14 protein-coding genes are annotated in these 16,644 nt (G+C 69.0%); 11 read left to right on the forward strand and 3 right to left on the reverse strand.

What is annotated here, in order from left to right; genetic code table 11:
• Positions 1-30: 30 nt before the first annotated feature.
• Entirely contained in the window at positions 31-933 is a 903-nt protein-coding gene (gene murB / locus IPL89_03035) for a UDP-N-acetylmuramate dehydrogenase (protein MBK9062155.1), read from the reverse strand.
• Entirely contained in the window at positions 930-1,475 is a 546-nt protein-coding gene (locus tag IPL89_03040) for a phosphatidylglycerophosphatase A (GenBank protein ID MBK9062156.1), read from the reverse strand. The genes murB and IPL89_03040 overlap by 4 nt, the downstream gene beginning before the upstream one ends.
• A gap of 199 nt (positions 1,476-1,674) precedes the next feature.
• Here IPL89_03040 and recA point away from each other — a divergent pair, with 199 nt between their 5' ends.
• Positions 1,675-2,754, forward strand: a complete 1,080-nt coding sequence (gene recA, locus IPL89_03045) for a recombinase RecA (GenBank protein MBK9062157.1) — start codon at positions 1,675-1,677, stop codon at positions 2,752-2,754.
• A gap of 30 nt (positions 2,755-2,784) precedes the next feature.
• Entirely contained in the window at positions 2,785-5,760 is a 2,976-nt protein-coding gene (locus IPL89_03050) for a hypothetical protein (protein MBK9062158.1), read from the forward strand.
• Here IPL89_03050 and IPL89_03055 read toward each other — a convergent pair.
• Complete coding sequence (locus IPL89_03055) at positions 5,757-6,938, reverse strand: hypothetical protein (protein ID MBK9062159.1); 1,182 nt, start codon at positions 6,936-6,938, stop codon at positions 5,757-5,759. The two genes, IPL89_03050 and IPL89_03055, sit on opposite strands and share 4 nt — an antisense overlap.
• A 9-nt stretch (positions 6,939-6,947) precedes the next feature.
• Here IPL89_03055 and purH point away from each other — a divergent pair, with 9 nt between their 5' ends.
• From purH to IPL89_03100, 9 genes are all read left to right on the forward strand, one after another.
• Positions 6,948-9,422, forward strand: a complete 2,475-nt coding sequence (gene purH, locus IPL89_03060; protein MBK9062160.1) for a bifunctional phosphoribosylaminoimidazolecarboxamide formyltransferase/IMP cyclohydrolase — start codon at positions 6,948-6,950, stop codon at positions 9,420-9,422.
• A gap of 29 nt (positions 9,423-9,451) precedes the next feature.
• A complete protein-coding gene (locus IPL89_03065; protein MBK9062161.1) occupies positions 9,452-10,117 on the forward strand; it encodes an outer membrane lipoprotein carrier protein LolA in 666 nt (221 codons plus the stop codon).
• A gap of 4 nt (positions 10,118-10,121) precedes the next feature.
• Positions 10,122-10,613 (forward strand): YajQ family cyclic di-GMP-binding protein, encoded by a 492-nt coding sequence (locus tag IPL89_03070; GenBank protein ID MBK9062162.1) that lies wholly within the window; start codon positions 10,122-10,124, stop codon positions 10,611-10,613.
• A gap of 65 nt (positions 10,614-10,678) precedes the next feature.
• The gene (locus IPL89_03075) at positions 10,679-11,737 is read left to right on the forward strand and encodes a polyprenyl synthetase family protein (protein MBK9062163.1); all 1,059 of its coding nucleotides are present in this window, start codon (positions 10,679-10,681) and stop codon (positions 11,735-11,737) included.
• Between the two features lie 243 nt (positions 11,738-11,980).
• The gene (locus IPL89_03080) at positions 11,981-12,415 is read left to right on the forward strand and encodes a hypothetical protein (GenBank protein ID MBK9062164.1); all 435 of its coding nucleotides are present in this window, start codon (positions 11,981-11,983) and stop codon (positions 12,413-12,415) included.
• Between the two features lie 161 nt (positions 12,416-12,576).
• A complete protein-coding gene (gene kdsB, locus IPL89_03085) occupies positions 12,577-13,308 on the forward strand; it encodes a 3-deoxy-manno-octulosonate cytidylyltransferase (GenBank protein ID MBK9062165.1) in 732 nt (243 codons plus the stop codon).
• Between the two features lie 4 nt (positions 13,309-13,312).
• Positions 13,313-15,004 carry a CTP synthase gene (locus tag IPL89_03090; protein ID MBK9062166.1) on the forward strand — a complete coding sequence of 564 codons (1,692 nt, stop codon included), beginning with the start codon at positions 13,313-13,315 and terminating at the stop codon, positions 15,002-15,004.
• Positions 15,005-15,095: 91 nt separating this feature from the next.
• A complete protein-coding gene (locus tag IPL89_03095) occupies positions 15,096-15,581 on the forward strand; it encodes a universal stress protein (protein ID MBK9062167.1) in 486 nt (161 codons plus the stop codon).
• A 32-nt stretch (positions 15,582-15,613) separates the two neighbouring features.
• Complete coding sequence (locus IPL89_03100) at positions 15,614-16,588, forward strand: metallophosphoesterase (GenBank protein ID MBK9062168.1); 975 nt, start codon at positions 15,614-15,616, stop codon at positions 16,586-16,588.
• The last annotated feature ends 56 nt before the right edge of the window (positions 16,589-16,644 follow it).

Below are 16,644 nucleotides of genomic sequence, written 5' to 3' on the forward strand. Positions count from 1 at the left end.
TGTACGGAGGAGAGGGATCCGGAGATTTTCCTAGAAGGTGAATGCGGGAGACACGATCTGGATCTCCGGCTGGAGCTCGACTCCGAATCGTTCCCTTACCGCCTTCTTCATCTCTTCCATCAGCCTCTTCACGTCCTCCGCCGTCGCGCCGCCCGTGTTCACGATGACGTTCGCGTGAACGGGCGAGACCTCCGCTCCGCCCACGCGCCGGCCCTTGAGGCCGCACTCCTCGAGGAGCTTTCCCGCAAACTGGCCCGGCGGGTTCTTGAAGATCGACCCCGCGTTCGGCTGTTTCGGGAGGGCGACGCGCCGCTTCGCGGCCACTTCGGCCATCCGCGCCGCGATCTCGGCCGTGGGGGTCGATTTCAGGATGAAATGGGCCTCGGCGACGACGTCGCCGGTCTCGCAGAGGGACGTCCAGCGGTAGCCGTGGGCGATCGCTTCGGCCACGGCGGTCCGGACTTCGCCCTCTCGCGAGACGAGCGTCACCGACACGAGGACGTCGAAGATCTCCGAGCCGTACGAGCCCGCGTTGATCCGCACCGCGCCGCCGACGGACGACGGGATGCCCGACAGGTTCTCGACGCCGGACAGCCCCGCGTCCCGGGCCGCGACGGCGAGCGCCATCAGCGAGACGCCGCCCCCCGCGAAGATCTCGGTCCCCTCGACGCGCGTCTCGCGGAACGCCCCGGCGAGGACGATCACGACGCCCGGGAAGCCCGCGTCCGGAACGAGAAGGTTCGAGCCCTTGCCGAGGACGAGGACCGGCAACCGCTCCGCCGACGCGAAGCGCAGGACGAGCCCGAGGGCCTCCGCGTCGAACACCTCGGTGAAGAACCGCGCGGGGCCGCCGATGCGGAGCGTCGTGCGCGCGGCCAGCGCCTCGCCCTCGCGGACGGCGATCCCCGGGCCGCGCAGGGCGTCGGGGATCATCCCTTCAGGAGGAGGCCGGCCGAGACCATCGCGGCCGCGACGGCCCCGCCGAGGAGGTCGTCGGCCATGATTCCCCAGCCGCCCGGCAGCCGCTCGAGCCACCCGATCGGGCCCGGCTTCCAGACGTCGAGAATGCGGAAGAGGAGAAACGCGAGAAGGATCGTGCCCATGCGCAGGACGACGGCGTCCGCCGGGACGAGCGCGTAGACGGGGATCAGCGCGATCGCCTGACCGGCGACCTCGTCCACGACCACTTCCGACGGATCGTTGACGCCACGCAGCCGCGCGGTCTCGCCCGAAGCGTGAAACCCGACGGCGGCGACGCCGAGCGCGAAGCCCACGAGGCCCCAGATCCCCCACACCAGCACGATCACGTGCGCGATCGGGATCGTGGCGAGGCTCCCCCACGTCCCGGGTGCGATCGGCAGGAAGCCCGCCCCGAACCACGTGGAGACGAGCGTCGTCACCCGCGCCTCGGCGAACACTTCGCGCCAGGGGCGAAGAATCCCTTGCGTTTCGGATTTTTCGGGCTTAATTTTCATCCGTTCCTTCCGAAGGCGACGCCATCGTAGGCCGTTTCGCCCAAAGAAAAGACTCTCGGAGAAGATTTTCTTAGAAGGTGAATGCGGGCGGCACGGGTGCCGGCGGGGCGGTCTCCCTTGACGAACTGAATCCAATCCGGAAAGCACCCTTCTTCCGTCCCTATAATCCGCCACGCTTTAAGGAGACCACATGGTCGAAGTGAACAAGGAAAAACTCAAGGCGCTCGAGCAGGCGATGCAGCAGATCGACCGCCAGTTCGGCAAGGGCGCGCTCGTCCGCCTCGGCGACAAGCCGCAGGAGGCGATCCAGTCCATCTCCACCGGCTCCATCGGGGTCGACAACGCCCTCGGCATCGGCGGCGTGCCCCGAGGGCGCGTCCTCGAGGTCTTCGGGCCCGAGTCCTCGGGCAAGACGACGCTCACGCTCCACATCATCGCGGAGGCGCAGAAGCGCGGCGGGCTCGCGGCGTTCATCGATGCCGAGCACGCGCTCGACCCCGAATACGCCAAGAAGCTCGGCGTCGACGTCGACAACCTCATGGTCTCGCAGCCCGACTCCGGCGAGCAGGCGCTCGAGATCGCCGAGGCGCTCGTGCGCTCGGCCGCCGTGGACGTCGTCGTCATCGATTCCGTCGCGGCCCTCGTCCCGAAGGCCGAGCTCGAGGGCGAGATGGGCGACGCGATGGTCGGCCTCCAGGCGCGCCTCATGTCGCAGGCGCTCCGCAAGCTGACGGCCGTCGTCTCGAAGTCCAAGACGACGCTCATCTTCATCAACCAGATCCGCGAAAAGATCGGCGTCATGTTCGGCAACCCCGAGACGACCACCGGCGGCCGCGCGCTCAAGTTCTACTCCTCGGTGCGCATCGACATCCGCCGCATCAACGCGATCAAGGACGGCGAGGCCGTTGTCGGCAGCCGCACGAAGGTGAAGATCGTCAAGAACAAGGTCGCGCCGCCCTTCCGCATCGCGGAGTTCGACATCGGCTACGGCGAAGGGATCTCGAAGACCGGCGAGCTCGTCGACATCGGCGTCGAGATGAAGATCGTCGAGAAATCGGGGGCCTGGTTCAGCTACGGCGACCTGCGGATCGGCCAGGGCCGGGAGAACACGAAGCAGTTCTTCCGCGACAACCCCGACATCGCGAACGAGATCGAGAAGAAGATCCGCGCGAACATGGGGCTTCCGACCACGGACGTCATGGCCGCCGGGCCCGTGACGATCGCGACGCCGCATCCCTCGGCCGAGCCGAAGTCCGGAAAGGGTTTCGGCAAGAAATAGCGCGGCGGCCGGCGACCTTACAATCGGGGCGTGCGGCGCCGGCTGTTCCCTCTTCTCCTCCCGTTCCTCGCCGCGACGGCCGTGCGCGCCGCCTCGCCGCACCCGTACGTCGCCCCGTGGCTCGCCGTGCAGCCCGGAGACCCGCGCATCGCGCGCATCGCGGAGCTGCCCCTCGCCCCGCATTCCCCGAACTCACCGGGTGCCCTCCTGACTCTCGGCGCGCCCGCATGGGCCGGAGGCCGGGCGGCGGCCGTCGCGGCGGCGCGCGAGCTCGCCGAACACGCGCACGGCGCCGGCTGGAAGTGGGGCCTGAAGCTGGAACTGCCGGACGCCGCCGTGCCCGCGGACGTGCGCGCAGCCGAGTCGGCGACGATCGAAGACCTTTGGCCCGGGCTCGGAGAGATCCTGAAGGAGGCAACGACCGCGGATCTCGTCACGATTTCCTTCGCAGCGCCTGCGGGCGGCGACTCGAAGGCGCGGGCGTATTTGCTTAGAAAGGTGTCTTCGGGTGCGCGCGCCGCAGCGCCGCACGCCCGAATCGCATTCGAAGCGCCTCCCGGCGCCGCAGGCGATCTCGCGAGCGCCGAGGCCCGTTTCCTCCTTTCAGAAGAAAACACGGCCTACCTCGACTTGATCGCCCTGGCCGGAAAAGAACGGACGGCTGCCAGGGATGTCCGAGCCGCCATCGACTCCGTCGCGTTCGGAAAGCCGGGGCTCGTCGACCTCGACGACTCCGTTCGCACCCCCGGCGCGCTCCTCGCCGCCGCGGCGCGCCTCGCGCCGGAAAACGTCCCGTTCGTCGTCGCGAGTCCCGCGTGGCCGCCCGCCGACGACGCCGTCTTCGAGCGATTTGGGCGCCTGGTCGCCGGGGACTTCGGCCCGGACACGCGCGCGGCCACGGTCGCCGCCGCCGACGGAACGCCGCGCGACGCGTTCCGCGTCGTATCGGGCGTCGACCTCGGCGGCGTCGTCCTCGTGCCCGGCACGCGCGAAGGCGCGCCCGCGGACGCCGGCGGCGTATCGATCACGCTCGACGCGACGCCTTACGCCTCGGCCGAGATTCTCGAGCTTGCGACAGGAGCCACGAAGAAGCTCGCGATCCCCGCCTCGGCGGTCCCGGCGCGCCTGACTCTCTCCCTCGCGAAGGGCCCGCTCGCCCTGCGCCTGACGGCACGGGAGAAGGCGCCGGCCGAGGCTCCGAAGGCGGCGGTCGGCGTCGCGGCCGCACGCGGAATCACGGCGGAGGAGATTCTCGCCCGGCACCAGGCGTGGCGCGCCGCGCGCGACGCGCGCTGGAAGACGCTGTCGGCCACCAACTCGCTCTCGATGCGCTTCCGCTTCGCGAACCTCAACAACGTGCTCGACCTCACGCTCGCCGGGCCGTTCTTCTACGAGAAGGGGGCGGGATTCGACTGGGCGTGGCACGACGCGTACTTCAACGGCGTGCGCTGGAAGGCGAAGAAGCTCCCCGAGCTGCCTCTCCTGCAGCCCGAGAAGGTCTCGGACATGCCGCTCGCGCTCACCCTCGACGACGCGTACCGCTACGCGCTCGTCGGCGAGGACACCGTCAACGGCCTCTCCTGCTGGGCCCTCGACTTCGAGCCGCGTGTCACCGTGACGGACAAGCCCTCGTACGCGGGCCGGGTGTGGATCGCCCGGGACGGCTACGGGGCCGTGCGGATCCGCACCCGCCAGCTGAACCTCACGGCCGAGATCCAGGCCGTCGACGAGACGTCGGACTTCACCGACGTCCCGGCGCCCGACGGCGGGCCGCCGCTCCGCTTCCCGACGCGCACCAGGGGCCAGTGGATCCTGAAGACGTTTTCGCGCACGACGGTGATCGAACGCGAGAGCGTGCTCACGGACATCCGGTTCGACGACGCGTCCTTCCGCGCCGAGCGCGAGGAGGCGTTCGCGTCGAAGGACACGATGGTGCGCGACACCGAGAAGGGCGTCCGCTACCTCGAAAAGACGAAGGACGGCGGGCGCGCGGTCACGGACGACCGCAAGCGCGGCAAGCTCTTCGGCCTCGCCGGCCTCTTCTACGACGGCTCGTACGACTACCCGCTCCCGCTCCTTGGCGTCTACTGGATCGACCTCGACGCGAGCAAGCGGCACGACCAGGTGCAGGTCCTCTTCGGCGGCGTCCTCCTCGCGGCGTCGTGGAGCCAGCCCCGGCTCTTCGGATCGCCGGTGGACATCGGCGTGGACGTCTTCGGCATCGCGATCCGTGGCACGGATGCCGTCTTCGTCGACGGCGAGGAAGACAAGTCCCAGCGCGTGAAGAGCCGCTCCTACGCGGCCGCGTTCAAGGCCGGCGTGCCCCTCGCGCGCCACCTCAAGCTGACGGGAACCGTGAGCGAGTCGCACCGCGACTTCGCGCCGGACGAGGAGGAGACGTCGCCCGCCTTCGTGATTCCGTCGGACCACTGGCTCACGCGCGTCGAAGGCCAGCTCGCGTGGGACTGGCGCGGCTGGGCGCTCACGGGCCGCTGGTCGTGGGCCAAGCGCTCGCAGTGGGACCCGTGGGGATTCGCGGGCAACCCCGACTACTCCCCGGACAAGGACTCGTTCACGACCTGGGGGGCCGACCTGCAGAAGGACTTCTACCTGCCGCGCTTTCAGCGCATCCGGGCGTCCGTCGGCTACCTCGGATCCGACAACACGGACCGCTTCTCGAAGTACACCTTCGGGTTCTTCGGGGGCACGTCGCTCCGGGGTTTCCGTTCCGGCGCGCTCCGCGCCGAAGAGGCGATCACGTCGAAGATCGCTTACGGGTACGTGATCGGGAGCGCGTTCCGCCTCGAGGCGATCTACGAGGACGCGCGGGTGAAAGACCGCGCTGCGGGGCTGGACTGGGCCTACTTCAGCGGCGCGGGGATCTCCGGCGAGTTCGCGGGGCCGTGGGCGACGCTCGTCAGGATCGACGCCGGGACGCCCGTCGCGGGCCGGAACCGCGGCTACAACGGCGTCGTCATCTCCCTGAACGTCCTCAAGATCTTCTAGCGCAGAAGCAGGCAGTGCACGCCGCCTTCGCCGCTCGGATAGAGCGGCAGAGGCACGACGGAGATGCCGTTCGCCTCGTAGAGCGCGCGCTGCCTCTCGAACAGCGGGTTCGGGCTCGCGGCGGCGGCGTCGAGCTCCTTCCAGGTGTCCTCGAGCTGCGCCCGGAGCGCCGCCCATCGACGCTCATCGGGCTTCTCCTCCCATGCGTCGACGTGAGACTGCAGGAGGACGACCGCGTCGGCGAGTCGCCGCATCGCGCTGGGGACAGTGGAGGCCGGCGGCCGGTGTTCGGGGTAGCGGCCGAGGACGACAAATGGCCGTTCGCTCGAGCGATCCACGAACCTGCTCACGTTCACAGGCGCCCGAACGGGGTGATCCTCGAACGGGAGCCGCACGACGCGATACCCGCGTCCCTCCATCTGCCCCGCAACGAGGTCGTATTCCCGCTGGACGTCCCGCACGAAGGTCTCCGGGAGCAGCTCTCCCGAGTTCGCGTCGCGGGGCCGGACTTCATACGTGGGAACGAACGCGAGCGCCTCGTGGCCGTTACGAACGGCCGCAACGACCATGTCGGCGTGGAACAATTCTTCGCTTCCGCGCGACGGGTCGCGGAGCGCGCTCTCTCCGGCGATCACGACCTCGATCCCGAAGAAGGCCGACGAGAACGCCCGGCGCGACTCATCGATCTCCGCCGCCGTCAGCCGCCGGCCCTGAACGCTGGATCCGGTCCGGCGCTCGAGATAGCGGATGGCACGGTGGCGCCCAACGAGGAGGCCGACCTCCCCGTCGGGGAGCCAGCTCAACGCGAGATCTCCTCCCTCGGTATTCACGTCGCCGACGTGCAGTCCCGCGAGGCGGCGCAGGGCGAAGTCCCGCGGAAACTCCCGCACGAGAGTCTCGACCGGCTCCAGATAATGCGGATCCGTGTCGGAACCGACGCCCAGGACGAGCCGGCCGCCCGCGTCGAGGCCGAGAACCTCGGCCATGTCCTGTGGGTAGAGCAGGGGATGCGAGACGCGGAAGAACCGCACCCGCGTCCGGATGGATTCTTCCGACCAGCCGACTCGCGACACGAGGTACGCGCGGAAGTCGCTCTCTTCCTCGCCGGAAGCCTCGGGGACCGTCGCGGGATCGGGCACGGCAACGTAGAACGTCGAGTAGGACGGAGCGGTGGTCATCGCTGCGCCATGCAGCAACTCGAAGTCGAGGCCGTAGATGCGGCGCCGGAGTTCGACGGCGCGCAGGTCCCGGGCTCCGCGCGCCGCGTTCCTGCGGAATGTGCCGTGAGGGCAAAGGCCGATGACGACCCGGGCGAACGTGCGCTCCGACTCGGGCATGAGGGCGAAGCCCTCACCGGGCAGGGTCACCGTTCGGAATCGCGCGCCTGGCGGCACGGGCCTGTCGGCGAGAAAGACGGCGAGCGCCGCCGCGCCCGCGAGGGTTCCGAGGGCCGCGAACGCCACGATTCGACGCGTATTCATCCGGCAGACCCCGTGTTCACCAAGTCTACGCGACGCCCCGTACAATCCGCCCGCCATGAAGAGCCGCGCGTTCTCCGCCGCACTCGCCCTCGCAGTCATTGCCCCCGCCGCTCGCGCGGCCGAACCCGTCCGCTGGAGCGTCGCGGACGAGGCCCGGATCGCGGCCGAGGCCGCGTCCTGGGCTCCGCCGGACTTCAAGCGCCAGCTCGCGAAGCATTCGAAGAGGCTCATGCAGGGCGTTTCGGACGCCGCCGCCGCCGAGGGGCTCGCGCCTGGAGACCCCGCGCACCGCCAGGCCGCAGCCCGGGACACGCGCTCCCTCGCGGCCGCGATCCGGCGCCACTCGGCGTTCGCGGACGTCGCCTACGCGGCCGGCTCGATCGCGCACGCGGCCGCGATGGCCTACGCACCCGACGCCCCCGGGACGCCCGGCCCCTCGCCGTTTCTCGGGTTCTCCGCCGACCCGTTCGCGGCGCCCGAGACGCTCGCCGCCGCGAAGCTCCCCGCCGCGACCGCTGCCCAGCGCCGCGCCGCCGCCGTCACGCTGACGGCGCGCCTCCTCGCGTGGACGTGGAAGACGGCCGGCGGCGACGCGTCGATCGTGACGCAGTACCCCGAAGCGAAAGGACCCTACCAGCCGTGACGTCCCGCCTCGCGCTCCTCTCCGTCTCCGACCGCACCGGACTCGTCGACTTCGCCCGCGCGCTCGTCGCGCAGGGCTTCGGGCTGCTCTCGACCGGCGGCACGGCGCAGCACCTCTCCGCCGCGGGTCTCGCCGTGACGAACGTCTCGGACCTGACCGGCTTCCCCGAGGTCTTCGGCGGGCGCGTCAAGACGCTTCACCCGAAGCTCTTCGGCGGCATCCTCTTCGACCGCTCCGAGGAGACCCACCGCGCCGAGGCCCGCGAGAACGGCGTCGGCCCGATCGATCTCGTCGTCGTGAACCTCTACCCGTTCGAGGACACCGTCGCGAAGACCGGGTCGACGTTCGCGCAGGCGATCGAGAAGATCGACGTCGGCGGGCCGTCCCTCCTGCGCGCGGCGGCGAAGAACCACGCGCACGTCGGCGTCGTCTGCGACCCGGCGGACTACCCCGCCGTCGCCGCGGAGCTGGCCGCGCACGGCGGCGCCCTGACGGACGAGACGCGAACGAAGCTCGCCGCGAAGGTCTTCCGCCGGACCGCGGCGTACGACGCCGCGATCGCGCGGTGGATCTCCGGGCAGACGGGCGAGCCCTTCCCCGAGCGCCTCTCGCTCTCGTTCGCGCGCGCGTCCTCCCTGCGTTACGGAGAAAACCCGCACCAGAAGGCGTCGCTTTACGCCGACGCCGCGGCGCCCCCGGCGGCGCTTTCCCGCTACGCCTTCGTCCAGGGCAAGGAGCTCTCGTACAACAACTTCCTCGACGCGGATGCGGCGCTCTATACGTCGCGGGTCGTCGGGCCGGACGCGCTCACGATCGTGAAGCACCGTATTCCGTCCGGCGCGGCGACGGGCGCCACGATGGCCGGGGCCTTCGAGGCCGCCTGGGCGTCGGACCCGATCGCGGGTTTCGGCGGCGTCGTCGCCTGCACGGGGACTCTCGACGCGGCGGCCGCCTCGGCGCTGACGTCGCGCTTCCTCGAGGTCGTCGTCGTCCACGCCGTCACGGAAGACGCGAAGCCGATCCTTGCCAGGAAGCCGAACCTGCGCGTTCTCACGGTCACGCCGGAGGCCGGCCCGCGGCCGCGTGTCGAGGTGCGCGGCATCGACGGCGGCCTCCTCGTGCAGGAAGGCGACCTCCTCCCGGACGAGGAGACGGCCTGGAAGGTCGTCACGAAGCGCGCCCCGACCGAGGCCGAGCGCCGTGCGATGCGCTTCGCGAACCTCGTCCTGCGCGGCGTCGTGTCGAACGGCATCGTCGTCGCGGGCGGGACGGCGACCTACGGCATCGGCGGCGGCCGCACGAGCCGCGTGGACGCCTGCCGCGACGCGGCCGGCAAGGCCGGCGAGAGGGCGAGGGGCGCCGTCGCGGCGTCGGACGCGTTCTTCCCGTTCCCCGACGGGCTCGAGGTCCTGACGGGCGCGGGCGTCACGGCGGTCATCCAGCCCGGCGGCTCGGTGAAAGACCCCGACGTCATCGCCGCGGCAGACGCGGCCGGCATCGCCATGGTGTTCACGGGAAAGAGACACTTTCGGCATTGAGAGAAGAGAAGAAAGAGATTTCTTAGAAGGTGAATACACCCGCTCGCACTCACGGCGGTCGCAGCGCGGCGCTGGCGGCGCTCGCCGCGCTGGCCCTCTTCACCTTCGAAGCAGAATCTTCATCTTCTTCCTCGGCCACTCTCGCGAAGATCCGCGCCGCGTACGGGACGCCCGGTTCCGTGTCCTGCACGTTCGTCCAAACGTACGCCCCCGCCGGCTTCGCGGAAACCGCGCCCGAAACGGGGAAGCTCGTCCTGCAGGCGCCCGACCGCGTGCGGTTCGACTACGACGGGCCGGAGGGCAAGGTCTTCACGTTCGACGGAACGGCCGGACGCCAGTACGTCGCGGCCGACCGGCAGCTCGTCGTCAGGAAGCTCGCCCCCGGCGACCGCGAGCGCCTGCCGATCGTCTTTCTCGAGTCCGCCGAGGCGCTGCTCGCGCGATACGTCGCCGCCGAAACGCCCGTGGACAGCGGCCTCGTCGAAGTCGTGCTCACCCCGAAGAAGCCCGGGGGCCCGAAATCCATATCCCTCCTCGCGCTCGCCGCGACCGGCGAGGTGAAGCGCCTCGTCCTTCTCGACAACGCGGGCAACCGCACGACGTTCACGTTCACGCAGAAAATTCCCGGGGCGAAACGCCCCGACTCGGACTTCGCCCTTTCCCCGCCGGAGGGGACGAAGATCCTGACGGAGTGATCCCATGGCCGATCCCACCTTCGACGTCGTCTCCGAAGTGAACCTCCCCGAGGCCCAGAACGCTGTCGCGCAGGCCCAGAAGGAGGTCGCCCAGCGCTACGACCTCAAGGGCTCTTCCGCCGGCATCGAGCAGAAGGAGCGCGAACTGACGCTCACCGCCGACACGGACTTCGCCCTCAAGGCCGTGAACGACATCCTCCAGACGAAGCTCGTCAAGCGCGGCGTCTCCCTCAAGTCCCTCGACTACGGCAAGATCGAGCCCGCGTCGAAGGGGACCGTGCGCCAGGTCGTCACCATCCAGCAGGGCATCGCGACGGAAAAGGCGAAGGAAATCGTCAAGGCGATCAAAGACGCCAAGCTGAAGGTCCAGGTCGCCATTCAGGGGGAGCAGCTCAGGGTCTCGGGCAAGAAAAAGGACGACCTGCAGGCCGTGATCGCCCTCCTCCGGGCCTCCGATTTCGGCATTTCGCTCCAGTTCACGAATTTCCGGGGTTAGAGCATCCTGCCCCCTCCACCGGGCGTAAACCGGCCTGAAGGGGCGGTAAGATGCGCCCCGCGCGTATGAGCCAGACCTCTCTCAAGGACCGCCTTCTCGTCGCGACGCTCCCGGCCGAGGAGCGCGAGAACGGCCGCCGCCTCCTCCGGGCGCTCGCCCCCATCGAGGCGAAGCTCAAGGAGGTCGAAACCGTCCTCACAGACCGGACGCGGTCCGGAATTCCGACGATCGCCCTGATCGGCGACTATCTCGTCGAGGGCGGCGGCAAGCGCATCCGCCCGGCGCTGCTTCTCCTGGGCGCGCACATGCTCGGGTACGAGGGCGACCGCGACGTGCGCTACGGCGCCATGATCGAGTTCATCCACACGGCGACGCTCGTCCACGACGACATCATCGACGACGCCGAGACCCGCCGCGGGCGGGCCAGCGTGAACCGCCGCTGGGGCAACGAGCTGACCGTTCTCTTCGGCGACTTCCTCTACATGAAGTCCATGGAGATCGCGCTGGAAGAGGGCGATCTACGCGTCCTGCGCGTTCTCTCGGACGTGACGCTGCGCATGACGGAGGGCGAGATCATCGGCGCGGAGCGGCGCGGCCTCCTCGACCTCACGCTGGAGGGCTACCTCGACATCGTGCGGCGGAAGACGGCCCTCCTCTTCGCGGGCGCCTGCAAGATCCCGTCGTACCTCGTCACCGACGCGTTCGGGATCGGCAGCGAAACGTGGGGGGAGCGCCTCTGGCAGTACGGCCTCTCGCTCGGAATCGCGTTCCAGCTGCAAGACGACCTGCTCGACTACACGGCGAACGAGGCCGACCTCGGCAAGCCCGTCCTGTCCGACCTCAAGGAAGGGAAACTCACGCTCCCATTGATCCTCTGCCTTCCGCAGGCGACGCGCACCGAACGAAAGCTCATCGAGACGGTCGTGAAGGAAGAGGGCTTCGACACCGTGCGGCCCGGGCAGATCCTCGAGATCGTCCACCGCCTCGGCGCACTCGACCGGGCGCACGGAATGGCCGAAGACCACGCCGAGCGGGCCCGCGAGATCGCGGCTGCCTTCCCGGAGACGGCCTCGCGCGAAGGGTTCCTCCTGGCCGCCGAATACGCCGCCAACAGACGTAAATAACTAAAACATAAAGACTTAATTTCTTCGAATGAAAATAGGCGAAGGGCGAAGTCTGCCTAACGCGGGCACCGCTGCCCTCACTTGTATTCACTGTAGCCGAAATAAAGAAGGCACCTTCTAAGAAATTCCTTCTTTCTTATGGGTTCTCTCTTGATTTCGGTTCTCTACAGTCGTACCTTAACCACAACCTATCGTGGGTCTAAACAAAGCACCCCACAGCTTCGGGGACGATCAGGAGACTCAATGATCGAAAAGCTGTTCCGTTCGTTCCGGACGCCGTTCGGCGCTTCGGGACGCGAGGACTTCACTCTCGAAGAGGAAGTGGCGCTCTACCGCCACAGGGCGGAAGTCGCCCTGGAGGAGGAGCGTTACTCGGACGCGCTCGTCTTCCTCGCGAAGATCCTCCGGCTCAATCCCTACGACCTGCAGGCCAGGATGACCGTGGCCCACACGTACCATTACGCGCTGAAGGAGCCCACCAAGGCCCTCCTCACCTACGAGAAGGTCATCGCGGCCTCCGGTTACGACGATTCCAACTCCTACTCCGTCGCGGCCCGCGAAGGGATCCAGGAGCTGTCCGGCGCCGTCGACACGTCGCCGCTCCCCCTTCACGACCTCGTGGAGGACGAGACCGAGGAAAACGAGAGCATCGCCGGCCAACGCAACGCGGCCGGGTAACGCAGTCCCCCCGAATCCCGTTTCTTTCTCGCTCACGTCGTCATCGACCCGCTCCCGCGGGCCGATGACGACTTTCCGTTCCGGGCCCTGCGAGTTTCGTTGACGCGATCCGGCGCGCCGATTTAATATCGAACGTGCACCGGACGGCGAACTCCCCCCTCATCAACGCCGCCGCCGTCATCCCCTCCCGCTACGGAGCGGAGCGTTTCCCGGGCAAACCCCTCCACCCCATCGCCGGCATCCCGATGGTCGTCCGCGTGCTCGAACAGGCGCAGAAGGCCCGCCGCGTGGACCTCGTCCTCGTCGCGACGGACGACGAGCGGATCGCACGGGCCGTGGAGTCGGCGGGAGGCCGGGCGGTCATGACGGACCCCGCGCTCTCCTCCGGAACGGATCGGGTCTGGGCGGCCGTGAAGGACCTCAATGTCTCCGTCGTGCTGAACGTGCAGGGCGACGAGCCGATGATGGACCCCGTCAACGTGGACCGCGTGGCGGGCTTCCTCCTCGACCACCCTGAGTTCCCGCTCGCGACGGTCGCGCTCCCGATCCACGACGAGGCCGAGATCGCGAACCCGAACAACGTGAAGGTCGTGCGCGCCGACGACGGCCGCGCGCTCTACTTCTCCCGCTCGCCCCTGCCCTACCGGCGGCGGCCCGAGCCGGGGCTTGCGACGTTGAAGCACCTCGGGCTCTACGGCTACCGCAAGGACGCCCTCAGGCGCTGGACCAGCCTCCCACCCCACGCGCTCGAGCGGGCCGAGAGCCTCGAGCAGCTCCGCGCGCTGGCGGCGGGGATGGCGATGGCGGTTCTCGACGCGGCGAGCGACTCGATCGGAGTGGACACGGAAGACGATGCAAGAAAAGTTGAAGAGCTGCTGATGGCGAGGAGGTGACGCGATGGGAACCAAGTACATCTTCATCACGGGTGGCGTGGTTTCCGGCCTCGGCAAGGGGATCGCGGCGGCCTCCATGGGCGCGCTCCTCGAGGCGCGCGGCTTCAAGGTCACGCTGCAGAAGTTCGACCCGTACCTGAACGTCGACCCGGGCACGATGTCGCCGTTCCAGCACGGCGAGGTCTACGTCACGGACGACGGCGCCGAGACGGACCTCGACCTCGGCCACTACGAGCGCTTCACCTCGGCGGTCACCGGCAAGGCGAACAGCGTCACGACGGGCAAGGTCTACCAGTCCGTCATCGAGAAGGAGCGGCGCGGGGACTACCTCGGCAAGACGGTGCAGGTCATCCCTCACGTCACGGACGAGATCAAGGACTGCATCCGCCGCGTCGCGGGCGACAACGACGTCGTCCTCGTGGAGATCGGCGGCACCGTCGGCGACATCGAGTCCCTGCCGTTCCTCGAGGCGATCCGCCAGTTCCGCCAGGACGTCGGGCGCGGCAACGCGATCAACGTCCACGTCACGCTCGTCCCGCACATCGCCGGGTCGGACGAGCTGAAGACGAAGCCGACGCAGCACTCCGTCAAGGAGCTGCGCTCGATCGGCATCCAGCCCGACATCCTCCTCTGCCGCGCGGATCGCTCGATCCCCGAGGAGATGAAGAAGAAGATCGCGCTCTTCTGCAACGTCGACGAGCGCGCCGTCATCACCGCCATCGACGTCCCGACGATCTACGAGGTCCCGCTCGCGTTCGCGCGCGAGGGGCTCGACGAGATCCTCCTCGACTACCTCTCGCTGCCCCACTACGACAGGGACCTCACGAAGTGGGACACGATCCTCAACCGCGTCAGGAACCCGCAGGACGAGGTCAACGTCGCGTTCGTCGGCAAGTACGTGCAGCTCGGCGACAGCTACAAGTCGCTCAACGAGGCGCTCCACCACGGCGGCATCGCGAACAACGTGAAGGTGAAGATCTCGTTCGTGGACTCCGAGGAGCTGGAGACCGTCGGCTACCCCGAGACGCTCGCCCGCGCGGACGCGATCCTCGTCGGCCCCGGCTTCGGCCGCCGCGGAATCGAGGGCAAGCTCAAGGCGATCCGCTTCGCGCGCGAGATGAAGGTCCCGTTCTTCGGGATCTGCCTCGGGATGCAGTGCGCCGTCATCGAATACGCCCGCAACGTCTGCGGACTGAAGGACGCGAACTCGACCGAGTTCGAGACGACCACCCCGCACAAGGTCATTTACATGCTGCGCGACCTCCTCGGCGTCGAGGCGCTCGGCGGAACGATGCGTCTCGGCAAGTACCCGTGCGACCTCGGCGAAGGGACGCTCGCGCGACGCGCGTACGGCGAGCCGCAGATCTGGGAGCGGCACCGGCACCGCTACGAGGTCAACCAGGAATATCTCCCCATGCTGCGCGATGCGGGCCTGACGTTCTGCGGAATGTCGCCGGACAAGAAGTTCGTCGAGATGGTCGAGCTGTCGGACCACCCGTGGTTCCTCGGCTGCCAGTTCCACCCGGAGTTCAAGAGCAAGCCGGCCCAGCCCCACCCGCTCTTCAAGGACTTCATCCGCGCCGCCCGCGCCCACCGGCTCGCGACGCGCGAGGGCGTCGAGAAGAAGGCGGCCGAGCTGGAGACCCCAGTCGTCGCGCCGGCGAACCTCCCCGCTCCGAACGGCCTGTCGGCCTGAAGTCCCCTTTGACCCGGCCCTGATTCAAATGCGTCATGGCCGGGCCCTGCCCGCCGCCCTATCGCGTTCATGAGGGCATGGGAGGTGGCGCATGGCAACGCCGCAATTCACTCCGACCCAAGCCCCGCCCGCGAAGGCGGTGACCCTCCAGCCGATCGTGTTCGCGACGGACTTCTCGCCGGCGTCGAAGGGCGCGCTCGAGAAGGCGATCGAGCTGGCCCGCAAGGAAGGCGCCGAGCTGATCGTCGCGCACGTCTACGAGCCGCCCGCCAGCCTGAGTCACTCGGGCGTCGCGGACGACGTCATCGAGGCCGAGCTCGAGGCGACGATCCACAAGGACGTCGAGAAGCAGCTCGAGCCCCTGCTCGCGACGGTTCGGGCGGCCGGCGTGAAGGTGCGCGGCGAGATCCTCGCCGGTCACGCCGCAAAGGAGCTCGCTCTCCTCGCGGACCGGAACGGCGCGGCAATGGTCGTGATCGGAACCCACGGCCGGACGGGCATCAAGAAGCTCGTCATGGGCAGCGTTGCGAGCCAGGTCATCGCGACGGCTCCGTGCCCGGTGCTGACCGTCCACTGACGCGACGAAACCGCCCCTGCTAGCATCGCGCCGTGTTGCGACGTCTCGCCGGGGCGGCTCTTCTCGCCGCGGCTTCTCTCGCGTGCGGGCCGTCTCCCGCACCGCGGGCGCGCACGACGCCGACGGCCGCCGCCGCGCTCCCTTCGCCGCCTGCCGGATCGCTCGAGTTCCTCGTCCTCGGAGACTGGGGGCGGGGCGGCAACCGCGTGCAGCGCCAGGTGGCCGGCGCGATGGCGGCATGGGCGGGAGCGCACCCGGTCCGTTTCGTCGTCTCGACGGGTGACAACTTCTACGAGGACGGGGTTTCGTCGGTGACGGACCGGGCCTGGAAGGCTTCGTTCGAAGACGTCTACTCCGCGCCGAGCCTTCTCCAGGTGCCCTGGATCGTCGCGCTCGGCAATCACGACTACCGCGGGAACGTGGACGCGCAGATCGAGTATTCGAAGTCGAGCCCCCGCTGGCGGATGCCGGCGCGTTCGTACACCGTCCAGGAGATCGCCGGAGACGGGACGCGCGTCCAGATCTTCGTCCTGGACACGACGCCGTTTCTCGCAGCCTATCGCTCGTTCCCCTCCCGCACGAAGGTCGCCGGACAGGATCCCGCGCCGCAGCGCGCCTGGCTCGAGAGGGAGCTCGCCACCTCGACCGCGGACTGGAAGATCGTCGTCGGCCACCACGCGATTCGCTCCTGCGGGCCCCACGGCGACTCGGCCGAGCTCGCCCGGGACATCCTGCCGCTCCTGACCCGATTTCACGTCCCTGTCTACCTGAACGGCCACGAGCACGGGCTGCAGCACCTCGAGTCCGGCGGCATCCATTTCCTGACTTCCGGCGGCGGGTCGGAGGCCACGCGCGTGTCTCCCGACGCGAGGACCGTCTGGGCCGAGGCCACAGGCGGATTCATGGCGCTCGCGGCGAGCCGCGAGACGCTCCAGCTCAGGGCGGTGAACGCCCTCGGCGCCGTGCGGCACGAGGCCGCGATCCCGCGCCCCACGCCCGCGCCCTGAACGGCCGGGCGCCGCATTTCACATCGCCGACGACGTTTCCTCTCTTGAGATAGGAT

Source organism: Acidobacteriota bacterium (assembly GCA_016716715.1).
In the GTDB taxonomy this organism is placed as follows: Bacteria; Acidobacteriota; Thermoanaerobaculia; order UBA5066; family UBA5066; genus Fen-183.